Source organism: Variovorax sp. GW821-FHT09D04 (genome assembly GCF_059416405.1).
In genome coordinates, this window is the sequence record NZ_JBWKPA010000014.1 from 105,770 (window position 1) to 127,035 (window position 21,266).

Sequence of the window (21,266 nt, forward strand, 5' to 3'; positions counted from 1 at the left end):
CTCGCGCGGCCTCGTGCGTGATGCGCAAAGGCCTTCCTATACTGTCCGCGCCGATCTTCTTTCACGACGCCTCCACGCCACGACCTCACCGTGCCCCGTTCACGCACCCCTTCCCGACCGAGCGCCAAGGCCCTTCCCAAGGCACGCAGCAATGCCGCGAGCGCCCCGGCCTTCGACCTCGAGACCTTCCTGCCCTTTCAACTCTCGGTGGTCGCCAACCGCGTGAGCCAGACGGTGGGCCAGTCGATCGCCAGCCGCTTCTCGCTGCAGATTCCGGAGTGGCGCATCGTCGTGGTGCTGGGCAAGTACGGTGCGCTGTCGGCGCTCGAAATTGCACAGAAGACGAGCATGGACAAGGCCCGCGTGAGCCGCGCGCAGCACCGGCTGGTGGACCTGGGGCTGGCCAACATGCACCCCTCGGCCGACGACCGCCGCAAGGTCATCGTGTCGCTCGAGGAAGAAGGCCTGGCGCTGTACCGCGACATGGTGCCGCTGGCGCACGACACGGCGCAGCGCCTGTTCTCGCAGCTCACGGCCGACGAGCGCCAGGTGCTGCAGACCATCGTGCAGAAGCTGTTCGACAGCACCACCGGCTTCGAGCCCAGCGGCGAGCTCGAATAGGCCACGGTCGGGTGGCTTAGGGGTTTGCCCTGTCACTTTAAGATCGTTGTCAACGAAACAATCTGGTCTGGAGATTGCTTCCGGCACGGGTCTTCGCACCCCTGCCACCGCTTCGCCGGACCGCCATGACCAGCCAGACCGCCTCCGTTCTTCCTGCCCCCGCCCCCACCGTCGCGACGCGCTGGACCCTGTCCACGCACGACATCGACGCCTACGCCAGCGGCCAGAACGGCTGGCACCTGGCGTGCGACATGCTCTCGGGCGGCAGCTTCGCCGGCTTTCTCGACCACGTGCAACTGCCCGGCCTGCGGCTGGTGCGCGAGACCACCAACCGCGCGCTGCGCCAGCATGGCGAGATGAACCCCGACTGCTGCGGCTTCGCCCTCACCTGCCGGCAGGACGGCGAGGCGCGCTTCTCGGGCCAGCGGCTGGACACCGAGTCGGTGATGGTCGGGCGCTGCGACGAGCTCGACCTGTGCAGCCCGCCGGGCTTCGAGCTGACGGGCATCGTGGTCGACAACGCGCTGCTGCAGTCGCTCACCGAACGCCTGAACGACCGCGCGCCGCCGGCCTGGCTCGAGCGGCGCGTGGTGCTGCACTTCGACGACCCCACCATGCAGTCGCTGCGCGGCACCTTGCGCGGCGCCTTCTCTGCGCTCGACGCGATGCCCGGCCTGCTCGACGACCCCGTCGCCACGGTGCAGCTGCGCGACGACGTGCTGCTGGCCTGGCTCAACGCCTTGCCCGAAGACGTCGACCTGCGCGAGCTGCGTTCCACCGAGGCGCACCGCCGCGTGGTGCGCCGCGCCTGCGAGCTGATGATGTCGCGGCCCGACGAACCGCTGTCGATGCTGCAGGTGTGCAGCCGCATCGGCGCGAGCCAGCGCAAGCTGAACTACTGCTTCCAGGAAACGCTGGGCCTGAGCCCCGCGCGCTACCTGCGGGCACTGCGCCTGAACGGCGTGCGCCGCGCACTGAAGCGGCCCGAGTCGCGCTCGGTGCAGGACATCGCGGCGCATTGGGGCTTCTGGCACCTGAGCCAGTTCGCGACGGACTACCGGCGCCAGTTCGGCGAGCTGCCCTCGCAGACGCTGCGCGGCGCGGCGCTCACGAGGCACTGATCCGGTGCACGGGCCGAGGGGAATCCCTCGGTTTTCGGAGCGCCAGTTTTGCCGTTTTTTGATACCTGCTTGCGGAGGCGGTCGCTATCGTTGACCGCCATATGTCCGCCACGCTGCCACCCCTTCCCAGCGCCCGTTCGCTCGCCGCCGCCCTGCAACGCCGTGAGCTCTCGTGCCGCGAACTGATGCAGACCTGCCTCGCGCGCATCGAGCGCCTCAACCCGCAGGTCAACGCACTGGTGTCGCTGCAACCGCCCGAGGAGATGCTGCGCCAGGCCGATGCCTGCGATGCGCAGTTGGCGCGCGGCGACGCGGTGGGCCGGCTGCACGGCTTCCCGATGGCGCCGAAGGATTTCGTCGCCACCGCCGGCCTGCCGACCACCATGGGCAGCCCGGTGTTCGCCAGGCAGGTCACGCCGCACGACGCGATCATGGTCGAGCGCCTGCGCCGCGCCGGCGCGCTCTTCGTGGGCCGCAGCAACACACCCGAGTTCGGCCTGGGATCGAACACCTACAACACGGTATTCGGCACCACGCGCAACGCATGGAACCTCGACCACGCAGCCGGCGGCAGCAGCGGCGGCGCCGCGGTGGCGCTCGCGCTGCACATGCTGCCGGTGGCCGACGGCAGCGACATGATGGGCTCGCTGCGCAACCCCGCGGCCTGGAACCACGTCTACGGCCTGCGTCCCTCGCTGGGCCGCGTGCCCACCGGGCCGGGACCGGAGCTGTTCTTCCAGCAGCTGGGCTGCGAAGGGCCGATGGGCCGCACGCCCGAGGACGTGGCCTGGCTGCTGTCGGTGCAGGCCGGCTACGACGCGCGCTCGCCGCTGAGCCTGGCGGGCGACGGCGAGGCCTTCGCGCAACCGCTCGATGCGGAACTGCGCGGCCAGCGCATCGCGTGGCTCGGCGACCTCGGCGGCCACCTGCCGATGGACCCGGGCGTGATGGCGCTGTGCGAATCGGCGCTGCGGCATTTCGACACGCTGGGCTGCAGCGTCGCACCCGCCGTGCCCGCCTTCGACTTCAACGCCCTGTGGACCGCCTGGCTGCGTCTGCGCGGCTTCATCGTGGCTGGCGCGCTGCGCGGGCTGCATGCCGACCCGGCCACGCGCGCGCAGCTCAAGCCCGAGGCCTGCTGGGAGATCGAGCAGGGCGAGCGTCTGAGCGCCGCCGCGCTGCATGAGGCCGCGGTCACGCGCACGCAGTGGCATGCCGCGCTGCTGCAGCTCTTCGAACGTTTCGACTTCCTGGTGCTGCCGGCCGCGCAGGTGTTCCCGCTGCCGGCCGACGTGCACTGGCCGCGCGAGGTCGGCAGTCGCGCCATGGACACCTACCACCGCTGGATGGAAGTGACCATCGGCCCCTCGCTCGCCGGCCTGCCCGCGATGGCGATCCCGGCCGGCTTCTCGCAGGCCGAGGGCACGCGCGGCCTGCCGATGGGCCTGCAGCTCATCGGCCGCCCCGGCGCCGACCTCGACGTGCTGCGCATGGCGCACGGCTGGCACCAGGCCGTGCCCTTCGCGAACGTGCAGCCGCCGCTGCTGCAGCCGTAGCGGCAACAACAAGCCCCCCGTTTTCCGTACTCCGACACATCTCACACAACCCGAGGAGAGAACCCATGCGCAGACGTTCGCTGATTGCTGCCGGCCTGGCCGCCGGCCTGTCCCCCTTCGCCCTGCCCGCCCTGGCGCAGGGCCTGGGGGGCAAGACCCTGAACCTGATCGTGCCCTACCCCGCGGGCGGCGGCTCCGACATCAACGCGCGCCTGGCCGCGCCCGAGCTGTCGCGGCTGCTGGGCCAGCCGGCGATCGTCGACAACGTGCCCGGCGCCAGCGGCTCGCTCGGCGTGCTGAAGGCGGCCAACGCACCGGCCGACGGCACGGCACTGCTGCTGGGTTCGCCGATGGAGCTGATGCTCACGCCGCTCACGCTCAGCAGCGCGCGCTACAAGGCCGAAGACTTCCGCCCCATCGGCGTGATGGCCGTCACCTCGATGGTGCTGCTGGCGCGCAAGGACCTGGGCGCGGGCAGCGTCGACGAACTCATCGCGCTCTTGCGCCGCCCCGACACGAAAGAGCTGAGCTACGGCAGCATCGGCCCCGGCTCGCTCTACCACCTGCTGGGCGAGCGCTTCATGCAGCAGACGGGCACCAAGATGCTGCACGTGCCCTACAAGGGCTTCGCGCCGCTGGTGAACGACCTGCTGGGCGGGCAGATCGACCTGGTGTTTGCGCCGCTGGCCGGCAACGTGCCCGACCTGCTGGACGCCGGCAAGGTCAAGGCGCTGGGCATCGCGGCCTCGGCGCCGCACGAGCGCTTCACCGCCATTCCGCTGATCCGCAACAGCAAGGGGCTGGACGACTTCGTCTACAGCCTGTGGGCGGGCATCCAGGTGTCGCACCGTGTGCCCGAGGAAGCGCAGCAGCGGCTGCACACGGCCTTCAACCAGATGATGCTCAAGCCCGAACTGCGCCGCGCGCTGGAACTCGGCGGCAGCAAGGTGGCGCCCGAACAGACGCTGGCCGAGCTGCGCCGCGGCTACCAGGCCGACATGGAGCGCTACCGCGCCATCGCCAAGTCGGTCAACCTGCGGCCTGAATGACATCCGCGGGCACGGGCCCGCGTTTTGCCAGTTTTCGATAACGCCGCGGCGGCGCGCAGAGAGAGGATGCGGACCTGTCCATCCTTCATCCGCCAAGGAGAACCTCCATGTCCGCCGACCTTTTCCCCGCAGCCTCCGGCGCCCTCACGCGCCGCCAACTCGTCATCGGCGGCGGCGCGGCCGCGCTGGCCGGCGTGCCTGCGCTGGCGCATGCGCAATCGAAGACCATCAAGATCGGCTACCTCACCACGCTGTCGGGCGTTCGCGCCAACTTCGGCGAGGCCGACCCGTGGAGCCTGGAGCGCGTGCGCGCCACGCTGAAAGACGGCCTGACCATCGGCGGCACGACCTACAAGGTGGAGATCGTGGTGCGCGACACGCAGTCCGACGCCAACCGCGGCGCCACCATGTCCAGCGAACTGCTGCTGCGCGAGAAGGTCGACCTGCTGCTGGTGCAGGACAGCGACGCCGCGCTGGCCGCCGGCCAGCTGTGCGACGTCAACGGCGTGCCGATGGTGTCGACCATGGGGCCGTGGCAGGCCATCACCTTCGGGCGCGGCTCCACGCCGCAAAAAGGTTTTCCGTTCTCCTTCCATTTCTTCTGGGGCGCCGACGACGTGCTGAAGAACTTCTTCGGCATGTGGGAGCCGCTGAAGGTGGAGCGCACGCTGGGCACGCTGTACATCGACAACGGCCCGGGCCACGCCTTCGCCGATCCGGCCACGGGCATCCCGGGCGGCGCGAAACAGCGCGGCTACAAGGAGACCAACGGCGGCTTCTTCAAGATCGCGACCGACGACTTCAGCAACCAGGTGTCCAGCTTCAAGGCGGCGCGCGCGAACATCGTCTCGGGCTTTGCCTACGCCAACCACTTCGCCACCTTCTGGAAGCAGGCGCAGCAGGCGGGCTACCGGCCCGAGGTGGTGACGATGGCCGCGTCGTTCCTGTTCCCGAGCGCGGTGGAGTCGCTGGGCGCGGCGGGCAACGGCATGTCGACCGAGGTCTGGTGGACGCCCAACTTCCCGTTCAAATCGTCGCTCACGGGCCAGAGCGCCAAGGCGCTCGCGGCCGACTGGGAGGCCACCACCGGCAAGCAATGGACGCAGCCCATCGGCTACGGCCACGCGCTGTTCGAGGTCGGCATCGCCGCGCTGAAGAACGCCACCAACCCGAAGGACAAGAAGGCCGTGCGCGACGCGCTGGCCAACCTGCAGCTCGATTCGGTGGTGGGGCGCATCGACTTCAAGGGCAGCCCGATCAAGAGCGTGGCCGTCACGCCGATGGTGGCGGGCCAGTGGCGCAAGACCAAGGCGGGCAGCAAGTTTCCGTACGAGCTGGTCATCACGCACAACAGCACGGCCAAGCAGATTCCGGTGGAAGACGAGCTCAAGCTGCTGTCGCAGCTCAAGGCTGCATGAGCGATTGCCTCGTCATCGACGGCCTGTGCAAGCGCTACGGCGAGATCGTCGTGGCCGACCAGGTGGCGCTCTCGCTCGCGCGCGGCGAGTGCCTGGGCGTGGTCGGGCCGAACGGCGCGGGCAAGAGCTCGCTGTTCAACCTGATCACCGGCGTGGCCGTGCCCGATGCCGGCAGCATCCGCCTCGAAGGCCGCGAGCTGGTCGGTCTGCGCGCCGATGCGCGGGCGCGGCTGGGCGTGGCGCGCGCCTTCCAGATCCCGCAGCCCTTCGCACACCTGAGTGCCTACGAGAACGCACTGGCCGCCGCCACATTCGCCGCGCGGCTGCCGCGCGCGCAGGCCGCGCGCCAGGCCTGGGCCGTGCTGGAACGCACCGGGCTGGCCGACCGCGCCGACGTGCCGGCCGGCCGCCTGCCGCTGCTGGACCGCAAGCGGCTCGAACTGGCCAAGGGCCTGGCGGCGCGGCCGCACCTGCTGCTGCTCGACGAGATCGCCGGCGGCCTCACCGAGGCCGAAGTGCAGGTGCTGGTGGCGCTGGTGCTCGAGCTGAAGCAGGACGTGGCGATGATCTGGATCGAACACATCGCGCAGGCCTTGATGGCCGTGGCCGATCGCATCATGGTGCTGAACTTCGGCCGCAAGCTGCTGGAAGACACACCCGCCGCCGCCATGGCCAGCCGCGAGGTGCGCGAGGTCTACATGGGCGTGGGCGATGAAGACGCACAAGAGGAGCACACCCATGCCGCTGCTTGAAGTGCGTGACCTGTGCAGCCACTACGGCGACCTGCAGGCGCTGTTCGACCTCTCGCTCGACGTGGCGGAAGGTGAAGCGACCGCGCTCATCGGCGCCAACGGCGCGGGCAAGTCGACGCTGATCCGCGCCATTGCCGGGCTGGGCTCGCGCAGCCGTGGCGCCATCCGATTCGACGGCCAGGCCATCGAGGCCGAGCCGGCCGAGCGCATCGCGCGCCGCGGCATCGCGCTGGTGCCCGAGGGGCGGATGCTGTTCCCCTCGCTCACCGTGGAAGAAAACCTGCGCATGGGCGCGCTGTGCGGCCGGACCGGCCACTGGACGCTGCCCACGGTGTACGCGCTGTTCCCCATCCTGCAGGAGTTTCGCCACCGGCCGGCCACGCAGCTGTCGGGCGGGCAGCAGCAGATGGTGAGCATCGGCCGCGCGCTCATGGCCAACCCGCGCCTGATGCTGTGCGACGAGATCTCGTTGGGCCTGGCGCCGGTGGTCATCGAGCAGATCTACCGCGCCTTCGGCGACATCCGCGCGCAGGGCACGGCGCTGCTGGTGGTGGAGCAGGACGTGACGCGCGCCTGCCGCATCGCGCAGCGCGTGTACTGCCTGCTCAAGGGCCGCGTCACGCTGGCGGGCCGCGCGAGCGACTTCAGCGCCGCGCAGATCGCCAACGCCTACTTCGGACACTGAACACCTCCCCACCATGGCCTGGCTCGAAACCCTCATCAACGGCGTGCTGCTCGGCGGCCTCTATGCGCTCTTCGGCCTCGGGCTGGCGCTGGTCTTCGGCGTGATGCGCATGGTCAACCTCGCGCACGGCGAGTTCGTGGTGCTGGCGGCGTACTTCGCGGTCTTTTTGGCCACGCAGTTCCCCGGCGTGTCGCCGCTCTTCTTCATCGCGCCGGTGGCGTTGGCGGCCTTCGGCATGGGCTACCTGCTGCAGCGGCTGCTGCTGAACCGCGCGGTGGCCACCGACGATCCGCTCACGCCGGTGCTGGTCACCTTCGGCATCGCGGTGGTGCTGCGCAACCTGATGGTCGAGCTGTTCGGCGCCGACCCGCGCGCGCTGGACGGCGGCGCGCTGGCCACGGCGGGCTTCGAGATCGGCGGGCTGCGCATCGGCTGGTACCCGGTGCTGGTGCTGGTGCTCGCGGTGCTGGCCTTCGGCGCGCTGCAGTGGCTGCTGCAGCACTCGCGCTTCGGGCTGGTGGTGCGCGCCACCTCGGACCACCGCGAGATCGTGCGCACGATGGGCGTGCGCCCGCGCCATGTGTATGCGGTGGTGATGGGGCTGTCGCTGGCCTTCGCGTCGGTGGCGGGGCTGCTGCTGGCGCTGCGCACCTCGTTCACGCCCTTCTCGGGCGTGGAGCGGCTCTTGGGCGCATTCGAGGTCGTGATCATCGGCGGCATGGGCTCGTTTCGCTGGGCGCTGGTCGGCGGCATCGCGCTGGGCGTGGCGCAGCTCGTGGGCCAGCGGCTCGACTCCAACGCGGGCGCGCTGTACGCCCACCTGCTGTTCTTCGCGGTCCTGATGGTGCGCCCCAACGGCATCGCTGGCGCACGTACCTGAGATGACTTCGATGCGTCCTCCGTCCCTCGCCCCCTGGGTCGGCTTCACCGCCGCGGCCCTTGCCATCGCCTTCGCGCCCACCGTGGCCGACGGCGGCCTGCTGCGCCTGCTCAGCGAGGTGCTGATCACGCTGGCCATGGCCCAGATGTGGAACCTGCTGGCCGGCTACACCGGGCTGGTGTCGATGGGCCACCAGGCCTTTGCCGGCATCGGCGCCTACGTGCTGTTCGTGGCCTCCGACCGGCTGGGCATCTCGCCCTACTGGATGGTGCCCGTGGCAGGCCTGGGCGGCGCGCTGCTGGCCGCCGTGGTGGCGCCGCTGATGTTCCGCCTGCGCGACGCCTACTTCTCGATCGGCATGTGGGTGCTGGCCGAGATCGTGCGGCTGCTGGTCGCCAAGTTCCCGCTGTTCGGCGGCGAGTCGGGCGTGCCGCTGCAGGCGGTGCGGCTGGTGGAGGCCGAGAGCTTCCAGCAGAACGCGTTCTGGATCTCGGGCGCCATCGGCCTGGCGGCAGTGGCCGGCGTGTACCTGCTGATGCGCTCGCCCTTCGGCTTGGGGCTGATGGCGGTGCGCGACAACGAACTGGCCGCCACGAGCATCGGCGTGAACGTGTGGCGCAACCGTTTCATCGCCTTCGTGCTGTCGGGGCTGGGCTTCGGGCTGGCCGGCGGGGCGCACTTCATGGGCACGATGTTCGTCTCGCCCGACTCGGCCTTCGACATCAACTGGGTGGTGACGGCGATGTTCATCGTGATCATCGGCGGCATCGGCACCATCGAGGGGCCGCTGATCGGCACCGTCATCTACTTCGGGCTGCGCGAGCTGTTCAACACCTGGTTCGCGATGTCGGGCGGCTGGTACCTGATCGCGATGGGCTGCATCGCCATCGCTGTCATGCTGCTGGCACCGCGCGGCCTGTGGGGGCTGGCGCGCGAACGCTGGGGCTGGCGCGGCCTGAGCGTGCAGCGCCATCCACCACCGCGCGACGAAGCCTCGCTTTCCGCACCTCTTCCTCCCTCCACGCAACAAGGACGCACCGCATGAAGACCACCGCCTTCTTTCACGACGAACGCACCTTCTGGCACGTGCCCGGCGGGCTGCATGCCCTGTTCCTGCCGGTGGGCGGCTGGGTGCAGCCCATGGCCGGCAGCGGCATGGCCGAGTCGCCCGATTCCAAGCGGCGCATCAAGTCGCTGATGGACGTGTCGGGCCTGAGCGCGCAGCTCGACGTGCTGAGCGCGCCGATGGCCAGCGAAGAAGACCTGCAGCGCGTGCACCCCGCGGGTTACCTGCAGAAGTTCAAGGCCGCCAGCGACGCCGGCGGCGGCGACCTGGGCGAGGTGGCGCCCTTCGGCCCGGGCAGCTACGAGATCGCGAAGCTCTCGACTGGCCTGGCCATTGCCGCGATGGACAGCGTGCTGCAGGGCCGCCACCGCAACGCTTTTGCGCTCACGCGCCCGCCGGGCCACCACTGCCTGCGCGAGCACAGCATGGGTTTCTGCCTGTTCAACAACATCGCGGTGGCCATCGAGACCATGAAGGCGCACCACGGCCTGGGCCGCGTGGCCGTGATCGACTGGGACGTGCACCACGGCAACGGCACGCAGGAGATCTTCTACGACCGCCCCGACGTGCTCACGCTGTCGCTGCACCAGGAGAACTGCTTCCCGCCCGGCTACAGCGGCGCCGAAGACCGCGGCACGGGCGCGGGGCTGGGCTTCAACGTCAACATCCCGCTGCAGCCCGGCGGCGGTCACGCGGCCTACATGCACGCCTTCGAGCGCATCGTGACGCCGGTGATCGACCGCTACCGACCCGAGCTGATCGTGGTCGCGAGCGGGCTGGACGCCAACGGCGTCGATCCGCTGGCGCGCATGCAGCTGCACCCCGAGTCGTTCCGCCAGATGATGCGGCGGGTCAACGCGCTGGCCGCGAAGCATTGCGACGGGCGCGTGGTGGTGGTGCACGAAGGCGGCTACTCGGAAGCCTGCGTGCCCTTCTGCGGACTGGCGGTGGTGGAAGAACTGTCGGGCCACCGCACCGAGGTGGAAGACCCGTTCAGCGACTTCTTCGGGCTGCAGCAGCCCTCGGCGCGCTTCGATGCGTTCCAGCGTGAATTGATTGGCGAGATGGCGGCGTTGCACGGGCTCTGAGGCTAAGCGGGTCTTTGCATGGACTAAGCTCGTCGCTGCCGGCCCGTGGCCGCGCGTCCTGCTTCACCGTCCATGCCCCGTTTCATCACTCGCCGCACCGTCGTCGTTCTCTCTGCCCTCGTCCTCGTCGCCCTGCTCGGCCTGTGGGCCGCGAGCCGCTTCAACGTCAACCCGACGCACGCACCCGGCGAGGTGATCGACCAGTTCGAGGGCGTGCCGGTGTACTACAACGGCGCCATCAACCACATCGACGGGCGCAGCGTGGCGCCCGACGGCTACAACATCGGCCTGCGCTGGCAGTGCGTGGAGTTCGTCAAGCGCTACTACTACGAGCGGCACCAGCACCGCATGCCCGAGGCGCGCGGGCACGCCAAGGCCTTCTTCGACGCGGCCGTGGCGGACGGCGCGTTGAACGCCGCACGCAACCTGGTGCAGCACCGCAACGGCGGCGCGAGTGCGCCGGCCGTGGGCGACATCGTCGTGTTCGCGCCGTGGCTCTTCAATCCCTACGGCCACGTGGCGATCGTGTCGCGCGTGGACGCCGACGCGGTCGAGATCGTGCAGCAGAACCCGGGGCCCTTCGGCACCTCGCGCGAGCGCCTGCCGCTGGCGCTCGCTGAAGGCCGCACGCACCTGGGCACCGAGCGCGTGCTCGGGTGGCTGCGGCTGCCCGCCCCCTCCTCCAAATCCTGAATCGCGGTCTAATCACAGCCATGTGCCAATTGCTAGGGATGAACTGCAACACGCCGACCGACGTGACCTTCAGCTTCACGGGGTTCGCGCAGCGCGGTGGCCGCACCGACCACCATGCCGACGGCTGGGGCATCGCGTTCTTCGAGGACCGCGGGCTGCGCCACTTCGTCGACCACCAGCCGGCCTGCGAGTCGCCGGTGGCCGAGCTGATCCGGCGCTACCCGATTCAAAGCCGCAACGTCATCGCGCACATCCGCAAGGCGACGCAGGGCGAGGTCAACCTGCAGAACTGCCACCCCTTCGTGCGCGAGCTGTGGGGCCGCTACTGGGTGTTCGCCCACAACGGCGACCTGAAGGACTTCCGCCCGCGCCTGCACGGCAACTTCCATCCGGTGGGCAACACCGACAGCGAGCACGCCTTCTGCTGGATCATGCAGGAGCTGGCCAAGTCGCACGCGGGCGTGCCCAGCGTCGAGGAGCTCACGCTCACGCTGCGCGAACTGGCGCCGCAGCTGGCGGCGCACGGCACCTTCAACTTCATGCTGTCGAACGGGCAGGCGCTGTGGGCGCATGCCTCCACCAACCTCTGGTACGTGGAGCGCCGCCACCCCTTCGTGACGGCGCAGCTCTCGGACGAAGACCTGGAGATCGACTTCGCCCAGCACACCACGCCCACCGACCGCGTGGCCGTGGTGGTGACGGCGCCGCTCACCACCAACGAGACCTGGACGCCCTTCGCCTCGGGCGAGTTGCATGTGTTCGTGGACGGCCAACGGATGCCACGCTGAGGCCTGACATTCAGTCTTTTGGCTGACACTTTTTTGCAACAGCGCAAGAAAGTATCAATGAGTGAGTGCAAACAATGAACAATAACTGTTCTCATTTGCATCCGGTCGACCTTTCATGCCCGCTCCTCGCTTCTTCCTCCGCCCGACCGTGGCCGCCTCGCTGCTGGCCCTTCACGCCCTGACGGCCCTGGCGCAGACGCCGCCCGCCGAGCCGGCGGCCCCCGCCAGCGGCACGCTGAGCACCGTCACCGTCGAAGCCAGCGCCGACGCCTCGGCCGAAGGCCTGACCAAGCCCTTCGCGGGCGGGCAGGTGGCGCGCGGCGGGCGCGTGGGCATCCTGGGCAACCAGGACATGATGGATTCGCCCTTCTCCAGCACCAGCTACACGCACGAGCTGATCCAGAACCAGCAGGCCAAGAGCGTGGCCGACGTGCTGCAGAACGACCCCTCGGTGCGCGTGGCGCGCGGCTTCGGCAACTTCCAGGAGTCGTACTTCATCCGCGGCTTCGTGGTGAATTCGGACGACATCGCCTACAACGGCCTGTACGGCCTGCTACCGCGCCAGTACATCTCGTCGGAACTGTTCGAGCGCGTCGAAGTGCTGCGCGGCGCGAGCGCCTTCCTGAACGGCGCCACGCCCACGGGCGGCGGCATCGGCGGCAACATCAACCTGCTGCCCAAGCGCGCGCCGAACGACCCGCTGACGCAGGTCACGCTGGGCACGGCCAGCGGCTCGCAGAGCTACGTGTCGACCGACATCGCGCGCCGCTTCGGGCCCGACCAGAGCCTGGGCGTACGCCTGAACGCGGCCCACCGCGACGGCGGCACCGGCGTGAACGCCGAGCAGGTCAAGCTCGACGTGGCCTCGGTCGGCTTCGACTGGCGCAGCCGCAACGCGCGCATCTCGGCGGACATCGGCCACCAGGAGCACCGGCTCACGCGCACGCGCCCGAACGTGACGCTCGGCGCCGGCGTGACGCGCGTGCCGTCCGCGCCCGACAACCAGCTGAACTACGCGCAGCCCTGGACCTACTCCAACGAGCGCGACACCTTCGGCTCGCTGCGCGGCGAGTACGACCTCACCGACAACGTCACGGCCTGGATCGCCGGCGGCGCGCGCAAGAGCCACGAGGGCAATGCGCTGGCCGGCCTCACGCTCACGAACAACCTCGGCATGGGCAACATGTCGCGCTTCGAGAACCAGCGCCAGGACAACACCCGCACGGCCGAAGCCGGCGTGCGCGGCAAGTTCGCGACCGGCCCGGTGAACCACACGGTGGTGGCCTCGTACTCGTACTACCAGCTCAAGGAGAAGAACGCCTACAAGTGGGACTTCTTCAACCCCCTGAAGACCCACCTGTCCGCACCCGTCGGCTACCCGATCCCGGCCTACACGGCGAGCGCGTTCCGTGGCAACGACATGGACAACCCCGCGCTGCTGACGCAGACGCGCCTGAGCAGCCTGGCGATCGGCGACACGCTGTCCTTCCTGGACGACCGCGCGCAGCTCACGCTCGGCGTGCGCCGTCAGAAGCTGGAAAGCACCGACTTCGCCTACGACACCGGCAAGCCCACCGCGTACGAGAAGAGCCGCACCAGCCCGATGGCCGGCTTCGTGTTCAAGCTGCAGCCGCAGGTGTCGCTGTACGCGAACTACATCGAGGGCCTGAGCAAGGGCGACACCGCGCCCACGGTGTCGACCGGCGGCGCCGTGCGCAACGCGGGCACGCAGCTGTCGCCCTATGTGTCCAAGCAGAAAGAGATCGGCATCAAGTTCGACGGCGGCCGCATCGGCGGCGGCCTGGCCTTCTTCACCACCGACAAGCCACGCGCCCTCGTCAACAGCGCCGGCTACTACGTGGCCGAAGGCCGCGACCGCCACCAGGGCCTGGAGCTGACCGCGTTCGGCGAAGCGGCCAAGGGCGTGCGCCTGATGGGCGGCATCACCTTCCTGGACGCCAAGCAGCGCGCCACGGGCGACGCCACGACCGACGGCCGCCGCGTCATCGGCATCGCGAAGACACAGGGCACCTTGGGTGTGGAATGGGACGTGCCGGGCGTGCGCGGCCTGTCGCTGGACGGCCGCGTGGTGTCCACGGGCCCGAGCTACGCGGACGCCGCCAACACGCTGCGCGTGCCCGGCTGGACGCGCTTCGATGTCGGCGCGCGCTACCTGACCGAAGTGGCCGGCAAGCTGGTGACGCTGCGCGCGCGCATCGACAACCTGACCAACCGCAACTACTGGGCCTCGGTGGGCGGCTACCCGAACAACGGCTACCTGGTGCTCGGCGCGCCGCGCACCTTCACGCTGTCGGCGTCGGTCGACTTCTGATCAGGCCGAAGCCAGGTGTGCCTCGAGCGCATCGATGAACATCTTCGGCACATCGAAGCCGGTCTGCTCGGTGATCTCCTGAAAGCAGGTCGGGCTGGTCACGTTGATCTCGGTGACCGAGTCGCCGATCACGTCGAGCCCGATCAGCAGCAGCCCGCGCGGCGCCAGCACCTTGCCGATGGCTTCGGCGATCTCGCGGTTGCGCGCCGTGAGCGGCTGGGCCACGCCCTTGCCGCCGGCCGCGAGGTTGCCGCGCACCTCGGTGCCCTGCGGAATGCGCGCCAGCACGAAGGGCGCCGGCTCGCCCGCGATGATCAGGATGCGCTTGTCGCCCTGCGTCACCTCGGGCACGAAGCGCTGCACCATGATGGTTTCGGCGCCGTCCTTGTTGAGCGTCTCGACGATGGAGCCGAGGTTCAGCGCATCCTGCTTCACGCGGAAGATGCCCATGCCGCCCATGCCGTCGAGCGGCTTGAGGATGATGTCGCCGTGCTCGGCATGGAAGTCGCGCACGGCCTGCGCGCTGCGCGTGACCAGCGTGGGCGTGACGAACTGCGGAAACTCCATGATCGCGAGCTTCTCGGGGTGGTCGCGCAGCGCGCGCGGCGAGTTGACCACCTTCGCGCCCTCGCGCTCGGCCTGCTGCAGCAGGTGCGTCGAGTAGATGTACTCGGCGTCGAAGGGTGGGTCCTTGCGCATGAGCACGGCATCGAAGTCTTTCAGCGCCTTCGATTCGAGGATGTCAACGTGGTACCAGTCCTTCGGGTCGCCGGTGAGCGTGATCTGCTGCACCACGGCCGAGACGCGCCCGCCGGATTTCCACTGGATGTCCTGCGGCAGGCAGGCCGCGATGCGGTGGCCGCGGCGCTGGGCCTCGCGCATCATCGAGAAGGTCGTGTCCTTGTAGATCTTGAAGTGATCGAGCGGGTCGGCGACGAAGAGGATGTTTTTCATCAGGCGTTCTTTCCGGCGCCGGGAGCGGCGGCTGTGGAGGGGGTTTCTGGCGGCATGTTGCCGGAAGCGGCGATGTCCTTGCCGGCGGGGGCTTTTTCAACGGGCACCTGCACCCGTGCGCGGCCGACCTGCTGCACCGCCAGCGCCACCGCGCCGGCCACCACGCCCCAGAAGGCGGAGCCGATGCCGGCCAGCGTCACGCCCGAGAGCGTGACCAGGAAGGTGATGAGCGCGGCCTCGCGGTGCGCCTCGTCGCGCACCGCCGCCGCCAGCCCGCCGCCGATGGTGCCCAGCAGCGCCAGCCCGGCGATGGCCGCGACCAGCTCCTTCGGAAAGGCCGTGAGCAGCCCCGTGACCGCCGCGCCGAACAGGCCGATCACCACGTAGATGGCGCCGCAGCTCACGGCCGCCGTGTAGCGCCGCGCCGGGTCTTCGTGCGCCTCGCGGCCCATGCACATGGCGGCCGTGATGGCGCTCAGGTTGAGCGCGAAGGCACCGAAAGGCGCGAGCACCAGCGTCGCGAGGCCGCTGATCGTGATGAGCTTGCTGACCGGCAGGTCGCTGTAGCCGCTGGCGCGGATCGCCGCCACGCCGGGCAGGTTCTGCGAGGCCATGGTCACGACGAACAGCGGCAGCGCCAGGCTCACGATGGCCTGCCAGGTGAACACCGGCACCGTGAACACCGGCCAGGTGAGCGAGAAGTGCACGGAGGACCATGCCAGCTCGCCGCGCGCGGCCGTGAAAGCGATGGCCACCAGCAGCGTGAGCGGCACCGCGTAGCGCGGCAGCAGGCGCTTGCCCACGAGGTAGGTGGCGAGCATCAGCAGCACCAGCGGCAGCGCGGTCTGCGCCGCCGTGAAGGCCGAAATGCCGAAGCGCGCGAGCACGCCGGCCAGCAGCGCCGAGGCGATGGCCATCGGGATCTTGTTCATCACGCGCTCGAACCAGCCCGTGGCGCCCGCGAGCACGATCAGCACCGCGCAGACGATGAAGGCGCCCACCGCCTCGCCCATGCCGTAGCCCGCGCCGGCCACGGCCAGCACGGCCGCGCCGGGCGTGCTCCAGGCAATCATGACGGGCTTGCGCCACCACAGCGAGGGCAGCGCCGAGGCCAGCCCCATGCCGATGCCCAGCGCCCACATCCACGAGGCCACCATCTCGGGCGTGGCGCCGAAGGCCTGGGCGGCCTGGAACACGATGGCCACCGAACTCGTGAAACCCACGAGCACGGCGACGAAGCCCGCGGTGAAGGCCGAAAGGCTCAGGTCCTTGAAGAATCGCATGCCGCGATTCTGCCCGCGACATCTCTTCGCCAGAAACACCGCGGAACCGGCTTTGCCGGGCCGCAGGTGTTGCCCCCGGTAGGGGGTTGGCGAAGCGACACGAAGTGCGCGTAGCCTGGGGGCGAGCCTAAATCTCGATCTTGGAACCGAGCTCGACCACGGCGTTGTTGGGCAGGCCCAGGAAGGCCGCCGCGCCGCTCGCGTTGTGGTGCATCTGCGCGAACAGCTTCTCGCGCCAGGGCGCCATGCCGCTGCCCAGCGTGGGGATCACGACGTCGCGCGAGAGGAAGTAGCTGGTCGTCATCGGCTCGAGCTGGCAGCCGCGCATGCGTGCGTTGTCGAGCGCGCGCGGCAGGTCGATGTCGTTCTTGAAACCGTAGTGCACGATCACCTGCCAGCAGTGGTTGCCCAGCGCCTCGATCTCGATGCGCTTGTCCATCGGAATCCAGGGCACCTCGTGGTTGCGCACGGTGACGAACATGTTCTGCTCGTGCAGCACCTTGTTGTGCTTGAGGTTGTGCAGCAGCGCGTTGGGCACCACGCCCGGTTCGGCCGTGAGGAACACGGCCGTGCCGTCCACGCGCGCGGGCGGGCTCATGAACACCGAGCCGAGGAAGGACTTGAGGTCGATCGCGTCCGCGTGCTGCGCCTCGCCCATGAGGCGGCGGCCTTCCTTCCAGGTGACCATCAGCGTGAACACGGCGCCGCCGATCAAGAGCGGGAACCAGCCGCCTTCGAACAGCTTGAGCAGGTTCGAGGCGAAGAACAGGAAGTCGACCACGAAGAAGATCGCGGTCGAGGCGATGCACAGCGCCAGCGGCAGCTTCCACGCGTAGCGGATCACGAAGAAGGTCAGGATCGTGGTGATCAGCATGTCGGTGGTCACGGCGATGCCGTAGGCCGCCGCCAGGCTGCTCGAGGTGCGGAACATCACGACCGCCATCACGATGGCGACGAACAGGCCCCAGTTGACCAGCGGGATGTAGATCTGCCCCGCCGTGCGCACGCTGGTGTGCTCGATGTTCAGGCGCGGCAGGTAGCCCAGCTGGATCACCTGGCGCGTGACGCTGAAGGCACCGGTGATGAGCGCCTGCGAGGCGATCACCGTCGAGAGCGTGGCCAGCAGCACCAGCGGAATGAGGGCCCATTCAGGCGCCATCATGAAGAACGGGTTCTTCACGGCCTCGGGGTTCTCCAACAGCAGCGCGCCCTGGCCCAGGTAGTTGAGCGTGAGCGCCGGCATGACGACCGAGAACCACGCGATGCGGATCGGCTTCTTGCCGAAGTGGCCCAGGTCGGCGTACAGCGCCTCGGCGCCGGTCACGCACAGCACCATGGCGCCCAGCAGGATGAAGCTGGTGCCCGGGTTGTCCCAGATGAACTTCAGCGCGTACCAGGGGTTCAGCGCCTTGATGATCTCGGGGTGGTGCCCGATCTGCCACACGCCCAGCACGGCAATGGCCGCGAACCACGCCAGCGTGACCGGGCCGAAGAACTTGCCGATGCCCGCCGTGCCGCGCTTTTGCACCGCGAACAGGCAGAACAGCACGACCAGCGTGATCGGGATCACGTAGTGCTTGAAGTGCGGCGACACCACCTCCAGGCCTTCGACCGCCGACAGCACCGAGATGGCCGGGGTGATGACACCGTCGCCATAGAAGAGCGAGGTGCCGAAGATGCCGACGATCAGGAGCAGCTGGCGCAGCCTCGGCTTGTCGGCCACCGCCTGTGAGGCCAGCGCGAGCATCGCGACCAGGCCGCCCTCGCCTTCGTTGTCGGCGCGCAGCACGAGCACGACGTACTTGATGGAGACGATGACCGTGAGGGTCCAGAAGAACATCGACAGGATGCCGTAGACGTTCTCCACGGTGAACGGCACATGGCCGTGACCGAAGACTTCCTTGACCGCATAGAGAACGCTGGTGCCGATGTCGCCGTAGACGACGCCGATGGCGCCGACGATGAGGCCGGCAGAGATGTTTTTGGGGGCTGACACGGGGGTCGATGGGAAAAGGTTGGCTCGCAATGATCGACGCGTCAGTCACGCCGGGGTGCCGCGGCCGCGCCGCGCATCCCTCCGCCCTTTTGGTTCCGTTGCTGTGGGGCCGCTATTTTGCCGTTGCCCGCTGACGCCGCAACCCGCCCCCGTCGCTCATTCGTAGATTTCGGCGTCCGGATCGGTCGCTTCCATCTCGTAACTGGCCGCGACCATGGCCAGACGGCCCACCACGCCATACATGTAAAAACGGTTGGGGGCGCTGGCGCCGGGCTTGGCGCCCGGCTGCGGCAGCTGCGCGCTTTCCGAGAAGGCCAGCGGCACGTAGCTGGCGCCCGGCTGCTTGAGGTTCTCGTCGGCGGCGCGCTCGGCGTGCACGCGGTAGAAGCCGCCCACCACGTAGCGGTCCATCATGTAGACCACCGGCTCGGCCACGCCGTTGTGCACGCGCTCGTTGGTGAGCACGCCTTCCTGGACGATCAGCTCGGTGGGCTCGCGCAGGTCGCGCCCGGCGCTGGTCTTGGCGGGCGACGAGGTGGCGGTGCGCGACTTGCCGATCAGCGCCTCGACCTCCTTGGCGTCGCGCACGGTCACGACGCCCGGGCTGCCGCTGCCGCTGTGGCCGCCCTTGACGACCACGAAGGGCTTCTCGTTGATGCCGTATTCCTTGTACTTGCGGCGCACCTTGGTGAGCACCGCGTCGACATGGCTGGTGAGCACGTCGATGCCGCGTCCCTCGGCCACGTCGACGCCTTCGGCGCGCGCGTAGATCGGGTTGATCAGCCAGGGGTCGATGCCCAGCAGCTTGCCGAAGCGCTTGCACAGCTCTTCGTAGCTGTGCAGGTGGTTGCTCTTGCGGCGCACCGACCAGCCCGCGTGCAACGGCGGCAGCAGGTACTGCTCGTGCAGGTCTTCGAGGATGCCGGGCGTTCCTGCAGAAAGCTCGTTGTTGAGCAAAATTGTGCAGGGATCGAAGTTCTTCAGGCCCAGGCGACGCTTGGAACGCACCACCGGCTCGAGCGTCACGGTCTCGCCGTTGGGCAGCTCGATCTTCTTGGGCGACTTGATGGCCGGATCGATCGAGCCGATGCGCACATTGAGGCCCGCCATGTGGAAGATACGCACCAGTTGCGCGACGTTGGCGAGATAAAAGGTGTTTTTCGAGTGGTTTTCAGGAATGACGAGCAGGTTGCGCGCCTCCGGACAGATCTTCTCGATGGCCGCCTGCGCGGCCTGCACCGCCAGCGGCAGCATTTCCTTGGTGAGGTTGTTCCAGCCACCCGGGAACAGGTTGGTGTCGACCGGAGCCAGCTTGAAGCCCGCGTTGCGGATGTCGACGGCGCTGTAGAACGGCGGCGTGTGCTCCATCCACTCGAGGCGGAACCAGCGCTCGATGGCGGGCATCGAGTCGAGCACCCGCTGCTCCAGTTCGTTGATCGGGCCGGTCAGGGCAGTGACGAGATGCGGAACCATGCAGCGGCCTTGTTGGTTTTGTGCTTAAAGGTGGAGTGGAATTGTAGGATTTGGGGATGGCGCGCTCGATGACAAGCAGCCAAAGAGAACAAAGCACCCCAATCCACAACACACGTTGCAAGAACACCGCGGCACGGGCCTCGCCGCGCCGCCGGCCCGATGGCCCCGGCCTTTCGGACCCCGATTAACCGCGGACTTCGCCCTGCCCCAGCACCACGTACTTGAGCGAGGTCAGGCCTTCGATGCCGACCGGGCCGCGCGCGTGGAACTTGTCGGTGCTGATGCCGATTTCGGCGCCCAGCCCGTACTCGAAACCGTCCGCGAAGCGCGTGCTCGCATTCACCATCACGCTGGCCGAATCGACCTCGCGCAGGAAGCGCTGGGCGTTGATGTGGTCGCGCGTGACGATGGCGTCGGTGTGGTGGCTCGAGTAGCGGTTGATGTGCGCAATGGCCTCGTCCAGCCCCGCCACCACCTTGATGCTGATGACGGCGGCCAGGTACTCCTCGGACCAGTCGGACTCGACCGCATCGATCACCTTGGCCTGCGGATGGTGCGCCTCGCTGGCGCGCAGGATCGCGGCGGCGGCCGGGTCGCAGCGCATCTCGACGCCCTTGGCGGCGAAGATGGCGGCGATCTCGGGCAGGAAGTGGTCGGCCACCGAAGCCGCCACCAGCAGGCCTTCGGCGGCGTTGCAGGGGCTGTATTTCTGGGTCTTGGCGTTGTCGACGATGCGCAGCGCCATGTCGAACTCGGCCGTGTCGTCCACGTAGACGTGGCAGTTGCCGTCCAGGTGCTTGATGACCGGCACCTTGGCGTCGCGGCTGATGCGTTCGATCAGGCCCTTGCCACCGCGCGGAATGATCACGTCGACGAACTCGGGCATGGCGATGAGCTGGCCCACGGCCTCGCGGTCGGTGGTCTGCACCAGTTGCACCGCATCGACCGGCAGGCCGGCTTCGGCCAGCGCCTCGGACACCAACAGTGCCAGCGCCTTGTTCGAATCGATGGCTTCCGAGCCGCCGCGCAGGATGGCGGCGTTGCCGCTCTTGATCGCCAGGCTCGCGGCCTCGATGGTCACGTTGGGACGGCTCTCGTAGATCATGCCGAAGACGCCGATCGGCACGCGCATCTGGCCCACGCGGATGCCGCTGGGCTGCTGCTTCATGCCGATGATCTCGCCGATCACGTCGGCCATGCCGGCCAGCTGCTCGCAGCCCTCGGCCACGGTCTCCAGGACCTTGGGCGTGAGCTTGAGCCGGTCGACCATCGGGGCCGACAGGCCGGCGGCCGTGGCGCGGGCCAGGTCCTTTTGATTGGCGACGGCCAGCGCGGGGCCGGCTTCGCGCAGGCGTCGGGCCAGCGCCTTCAGTGCTCTGTTTTTGGTAGCTGCATCCGCACGGGCCATGAGGAATGCAGCGGCTTTGGCTTGCAGACCGAGGGTCTGCATGTGCTCGCTGACGTTGAACGCGTTCATGGCGCGCATTTTCCCACGCGGACCTTCGGCCCGG

General features: G+C 68.8%; 18 protein-coding genes. 13 read left to right on the forward strand and 5 right to left on the reverse strand.

Annotated elements, in window-relative coordinates; translation table 11 throughout:
* Positions 1-90: 90 nt before the first annotated feature.
* The 13 genes from AC07O4_RS29225 to AC07O4_RS29285 all read left to right on the forward strand — a co-directional run bounded on the left by AC07O4_RS29225 (position 91) and on the right by AC07O4_RS29285 (position 14,049).
* A complete protein-coding gene (locus AC07O4_RS29225; protein ID WP_495273105.1) occupies positions 91-621 on the forward strand; it encodes a MarR family winged helix-turn-helix transcriptional regulator in 531 nt (176 codons plus the stop codon).
* Between the two features lie 125 nt (positions 622-746).
* Positions 747-1,742 (forward strand): helix-turn-helix domain-containing protein, encoded by a 996-nt coding sequence (locus AC07O4_RS29230; protein WP_159273608.1) that lies wholly within the window; start codon positions 747-749, stop codon positions 1,740-1,742.
* 101 nt (positions 1,743-1,843) lie between these two features.
* The gene (locus tag AC07O4_RS29235) at positions 1,844-3,298 is read left to right on the forward strand and encodes an amidase (protein WP_495306340.1); all 1,455 of its coding nucleotides are present in this window, start codon (positions 1,844-1,846) and stop codon (positions 3,296-3,298) included.
* A 65-nt stretch (positions 3,299-3,363) separates the two neighbouring features.
* A complete protein-coding gene (locus AC07O4_RS29240) occupies positions 3,364-4,347 on the forward strand; it encodes a Bug family tripartite tricarboxylate transporter substrate binding protein (RefSeq protein WP_495306341.1) in 984 nt (327 codons plus the stop codon).
* 107 nt (positions 4,348-4,454) lie between these two features.
* Positions 4,455-5,765, forward strand: coding sequence for an ABC transporter substrate-binding protein (locus tag AC07O4_RS29245; protein WP_159273605.1), 1,311 nt, complete (start codon positions 4,455-4,457; stop codon positions 5,763-5,765).
* Positions 5,762-6,517, forward strand: coding sequence for an ABC transporter ATP-binding protein (locus tag AC07O4_RS29250; protein WP_495273101.1), 756 nt, complete (start codon positions 5,762-5,764; stop codon positions 6,515-6,517). The genes AC07O4_RS29245 and AC07O4_RS29250 overlap by 4 nt, the downstream gene beginning before the upstream one ends.
* A complete protein-coding gene (locus AC07O4_RS29255) occupies positions 6,504-7,202 on the forward strand; it encodes an ABC transporter ATP-binding protein (RefSeq protein ID WP_495302213.1) in 699 nt (232 codons plus the stop codon). The genes AC07O4_RS29250 and AC07O4_RS29255 overlap by 14 nt, the downstream gene beginning before the upstream one ends.
* Positions 7,203-7,215: 13 nt before the next feature.
* Complete coding sequence (locus tag AC07O4_RS29260) at positions 7,216-8,082, forward strand: branched-chain amino acid ABC transporter permease (protein ID WP_095743322.1); 867 nt, start codon at positions 7,216-7,218, stop codon at positions 8,080-8,082.
* 10 nt (positions 8,083-8,092) lie between these two features.
* Entirely contained in the window at positions 8,093-9,127 is a 1,035-nt protein-coding gene (locus AC07O4_RS29265; protein WP_495306342.1) for a branched-chain amino acid ABC transporter permease, read from the forward strand.
* Positions 9,124-10,236, forward strand: a complete 1,113-nt coding sequence (locus AC07O4_RS29270; RefSeq protein ID WP_495306343.1) for a class II histone deacetylase — start codon at positions 9,124-9,126, stop codon at positions 10,234-10,236. Before AC07O4_RS29265 ends, AC07O4_RS29270 begins: the two co-directional genes overlap by 4 nt.
* A 72-nt stretch (positions 10,237-10,308) precedes the next feature.
* The gene (locus AC07O4_RS29275) at positions 10,309-10,929 is read left to right on the forward strand and encodes a CHAP domain-containing protein (protein ID WP_495306344.1); all 621 of its coding nucleotides are present in this window, start codon (positions 10,309-10,311) and stop codon (positions 10,927-10,929) included.
* Positions 10,930-10,949: 20 nt separating this feature from the next.
* Positions 10,950-11,717, forward strand: a complete 768-nt coding sequence (locus AC07O4_RS29280) for a class II glutamine amidotransferase (protein ID WP_062477710.1) — start codon at positions 10,950-10,952, stop codon at positions 11,715-11,717.
* Positions 11,718-11,832: 115 nt separating this feature from the next.
* The gene (locus AC07O4_RS29285; RefSeq protein ID WP_495306345.1) at positions 11,833-14,049 is read left to right on the forward strand and encodes a TonB-dependent receptor; all 2,217 of its coding nucleotides are present in this window, start codon (positions 11,833-11,835) and stop codon (positions 14,047-14,049) included.
* Here the strand turns inward: AC07O4_RS29285 and gshB are convergent, their stop codons facing one another.
* The 5 genes from gshB to AC07O4_RS29310 form a co-directional block, all read right to left on the reverse strand.
* A complete protein-coding gene (gene gshB / locus AC07O4_RS29290) occupies positions 14,050-15,003 on the reverse strand; it encodes a glutathione synthase (RefSeq protein WP_495306346.1) in 954 nt (317 codons plus the stop codon). It lies immediately after the preceding gene.
* Positions 15,003-16,286, reverse strand: coding sequence for a benzoate/H(+) symporter BenE family transporter (locus tag AC07O4_RS29295; protein ID WP_495306347.1), 1,284 nt, complete (start codon positions 16,284-16,286; stop codon positions 15,003-15,005). Before AC07O4_RS29295 ends, gshB begins: the two co-directional genes overlap by 1 nt.
* A 127-nt stretch (positions 16,287-16,413) precedes the next feature.
* Positions 16,414-18,282, reverse strand: a complete 1,869-nt coding sequence (locus AC07O4_RS29300; RefSeq protein ID WP_495262689.1) for a potassium transporter Kup — start codon at positions 18,280-18,282, stop codon at positions 16,414-16,416.
* Positions 18,283-18,438: 156 nt separating this feature from the next.
* Positions 18,439-19,755 (reverse strand): glutamate--cysteine ligase, encoded by a 1,317-nt coding sequence (gshA, locus tag AC07O4_RS29305; RefSeq protein ID WP_062477724.1) that lies wholly within the window; start codon positions 19,753-19,755, stop codon positions 18,439-18,441.
* A gap of 184 nt (positions 19,756-19,939) precedes the next feature.
* Complete coding sequence (locus AC07O4_RS29310) at positions 19,940-21,232, reverse strand: glutamate-5-semialdehyde dehydrogenase (protein ID WP_495306348.1); 1,293 nt, start codon at positions 21,230-21,232, stop codon at positions 19,940-19,942.
* Between the last annotated feature and the right edge of the window lie 34 nt (positions 21,233-21,266).

What these genes read in the sequence shown, in the direction of transcription:
- AC07O4_RS29230 (WP_159273608.1), top strand. Translation starts at nt 747, where the DNA reads ATGACCAGCCAGACCGCCTCCGTTCTTCCTGCCCCCGCCCCCACCGTC.
- AC07O4_RS29235 (WP_495306340.1), top strand. Translation starts at nt 1,844, where the DNA reads ATGTCCGCCACGCTGCCACCCCTTCCCAGCGCCCGTTCGCTCGCCGCC.
- AC07O4_RS29240 (WP_495306341.1), top strand. Translation starts at nt 3,364, where the DNA reads ATGCGCAGACGTTCGCTGATTGCTGCCGGCCTGGCCGCCGGCCTGTCC.
- AC07O4_RS29245 (WP_159273605.1), top strand. Translation starts at nt 4,455, where the DNA reads ATGTCCGCCGACCTTTTCCCCGCAGCCTCCGGCGCCCTCACGCGCCGC.
- AC07O4_RS29250 (WP_495273101.1), top strand. Translation starts at nt 5,762, where the DNA reads ATGAGCGATTGCCTCGTCATCGACGGCCTGTGCAAGCGCTACGGCGAG.
- AC07O4_RS29255 (WP_495302213.1), top strand. Translation starts at nt 6,504, where the DNA reads ATGCCGCTGCTTGAAGTGCGTGACCTGTGCAGCCACTACGGCGACCTG.
- AC07O4_RS29260 (WP_095743322.1), top strand. Translation starts at nt 7,216, where the DNA reads ATGGCCTGGCTCGAAACCCTCATCAACGGCGTGCTGCTCGGCGGCCTC.
- AC07O4_RS29265 (WP_495306342.1), top strand. Translation starts at nt 8,093, where the DNA reads ATGCGTCCTCCGTCCCTCGCCCCCTGGGTCGGCTTCACCGCCGCGGCC.
- AC07O4_RS29270 (WP_495306343.1), top strand. Translation starts at nt 9,124, where the DNA reads ATGAAGACCACCGCCTTCTTTCACGACGAACGCACCTTCTGGCACGTG.
- AC07O4_RS29275 (WP_495306344.1), top strand. Translation starts at nt 10,309, where the DNA reads ATGCCCCGTTTCATCACTCGCCGCACCGTCGTCGTTCTCTCTGCCCTC.
- AC07O4_RS29280 (WP_062477710.1), top strand. Translation starts at nt 10,950, where the DNA reads ATGTGCCAATTGCTAGGGATGAACTGCAACACGCCGACCGACGTGACC.
- AC07O4_RS29285 (WP_495306345.1), top strand. Translation starts at nt 11,833, where the DNA reads ATGCCCGCTCCTCGCTTCTTCCTCCGCCCGACCGTGGCCGCCTCGCTG.
- gshB (WP_495306346.1), bottom strand. Translation starts at nt 15,003, where the DNA reads ATGAAAAACATCCTCTTCGTCGCCGACCCGCTCGATCACTTCAAGATC.
- AC07O4_RS29295 (WP_495306347.1), bottom strand. Translation starts at nt 16,286, where the DNA reads ATGCGATTCTTCAAGGACCTGAGCCTTTCGGCCTTCACCGCGGGCTTC.
- gshA (WP_062477724.1), bottom strand. Translation starts at nt 19,755, where the DNA reads ATGGTTCCGCATCTCGTCACTGCCCTGACCGGCCCGATCAACGAACTG.
- AC07O4_RS29310 (WP_495306348.1), bottom strand. Translation starts at nt 21,232, where the DNA reads ATGAACGCGTTCAACGTCAGCGAGCACATGCAGACCCTCGGTCTGCAA.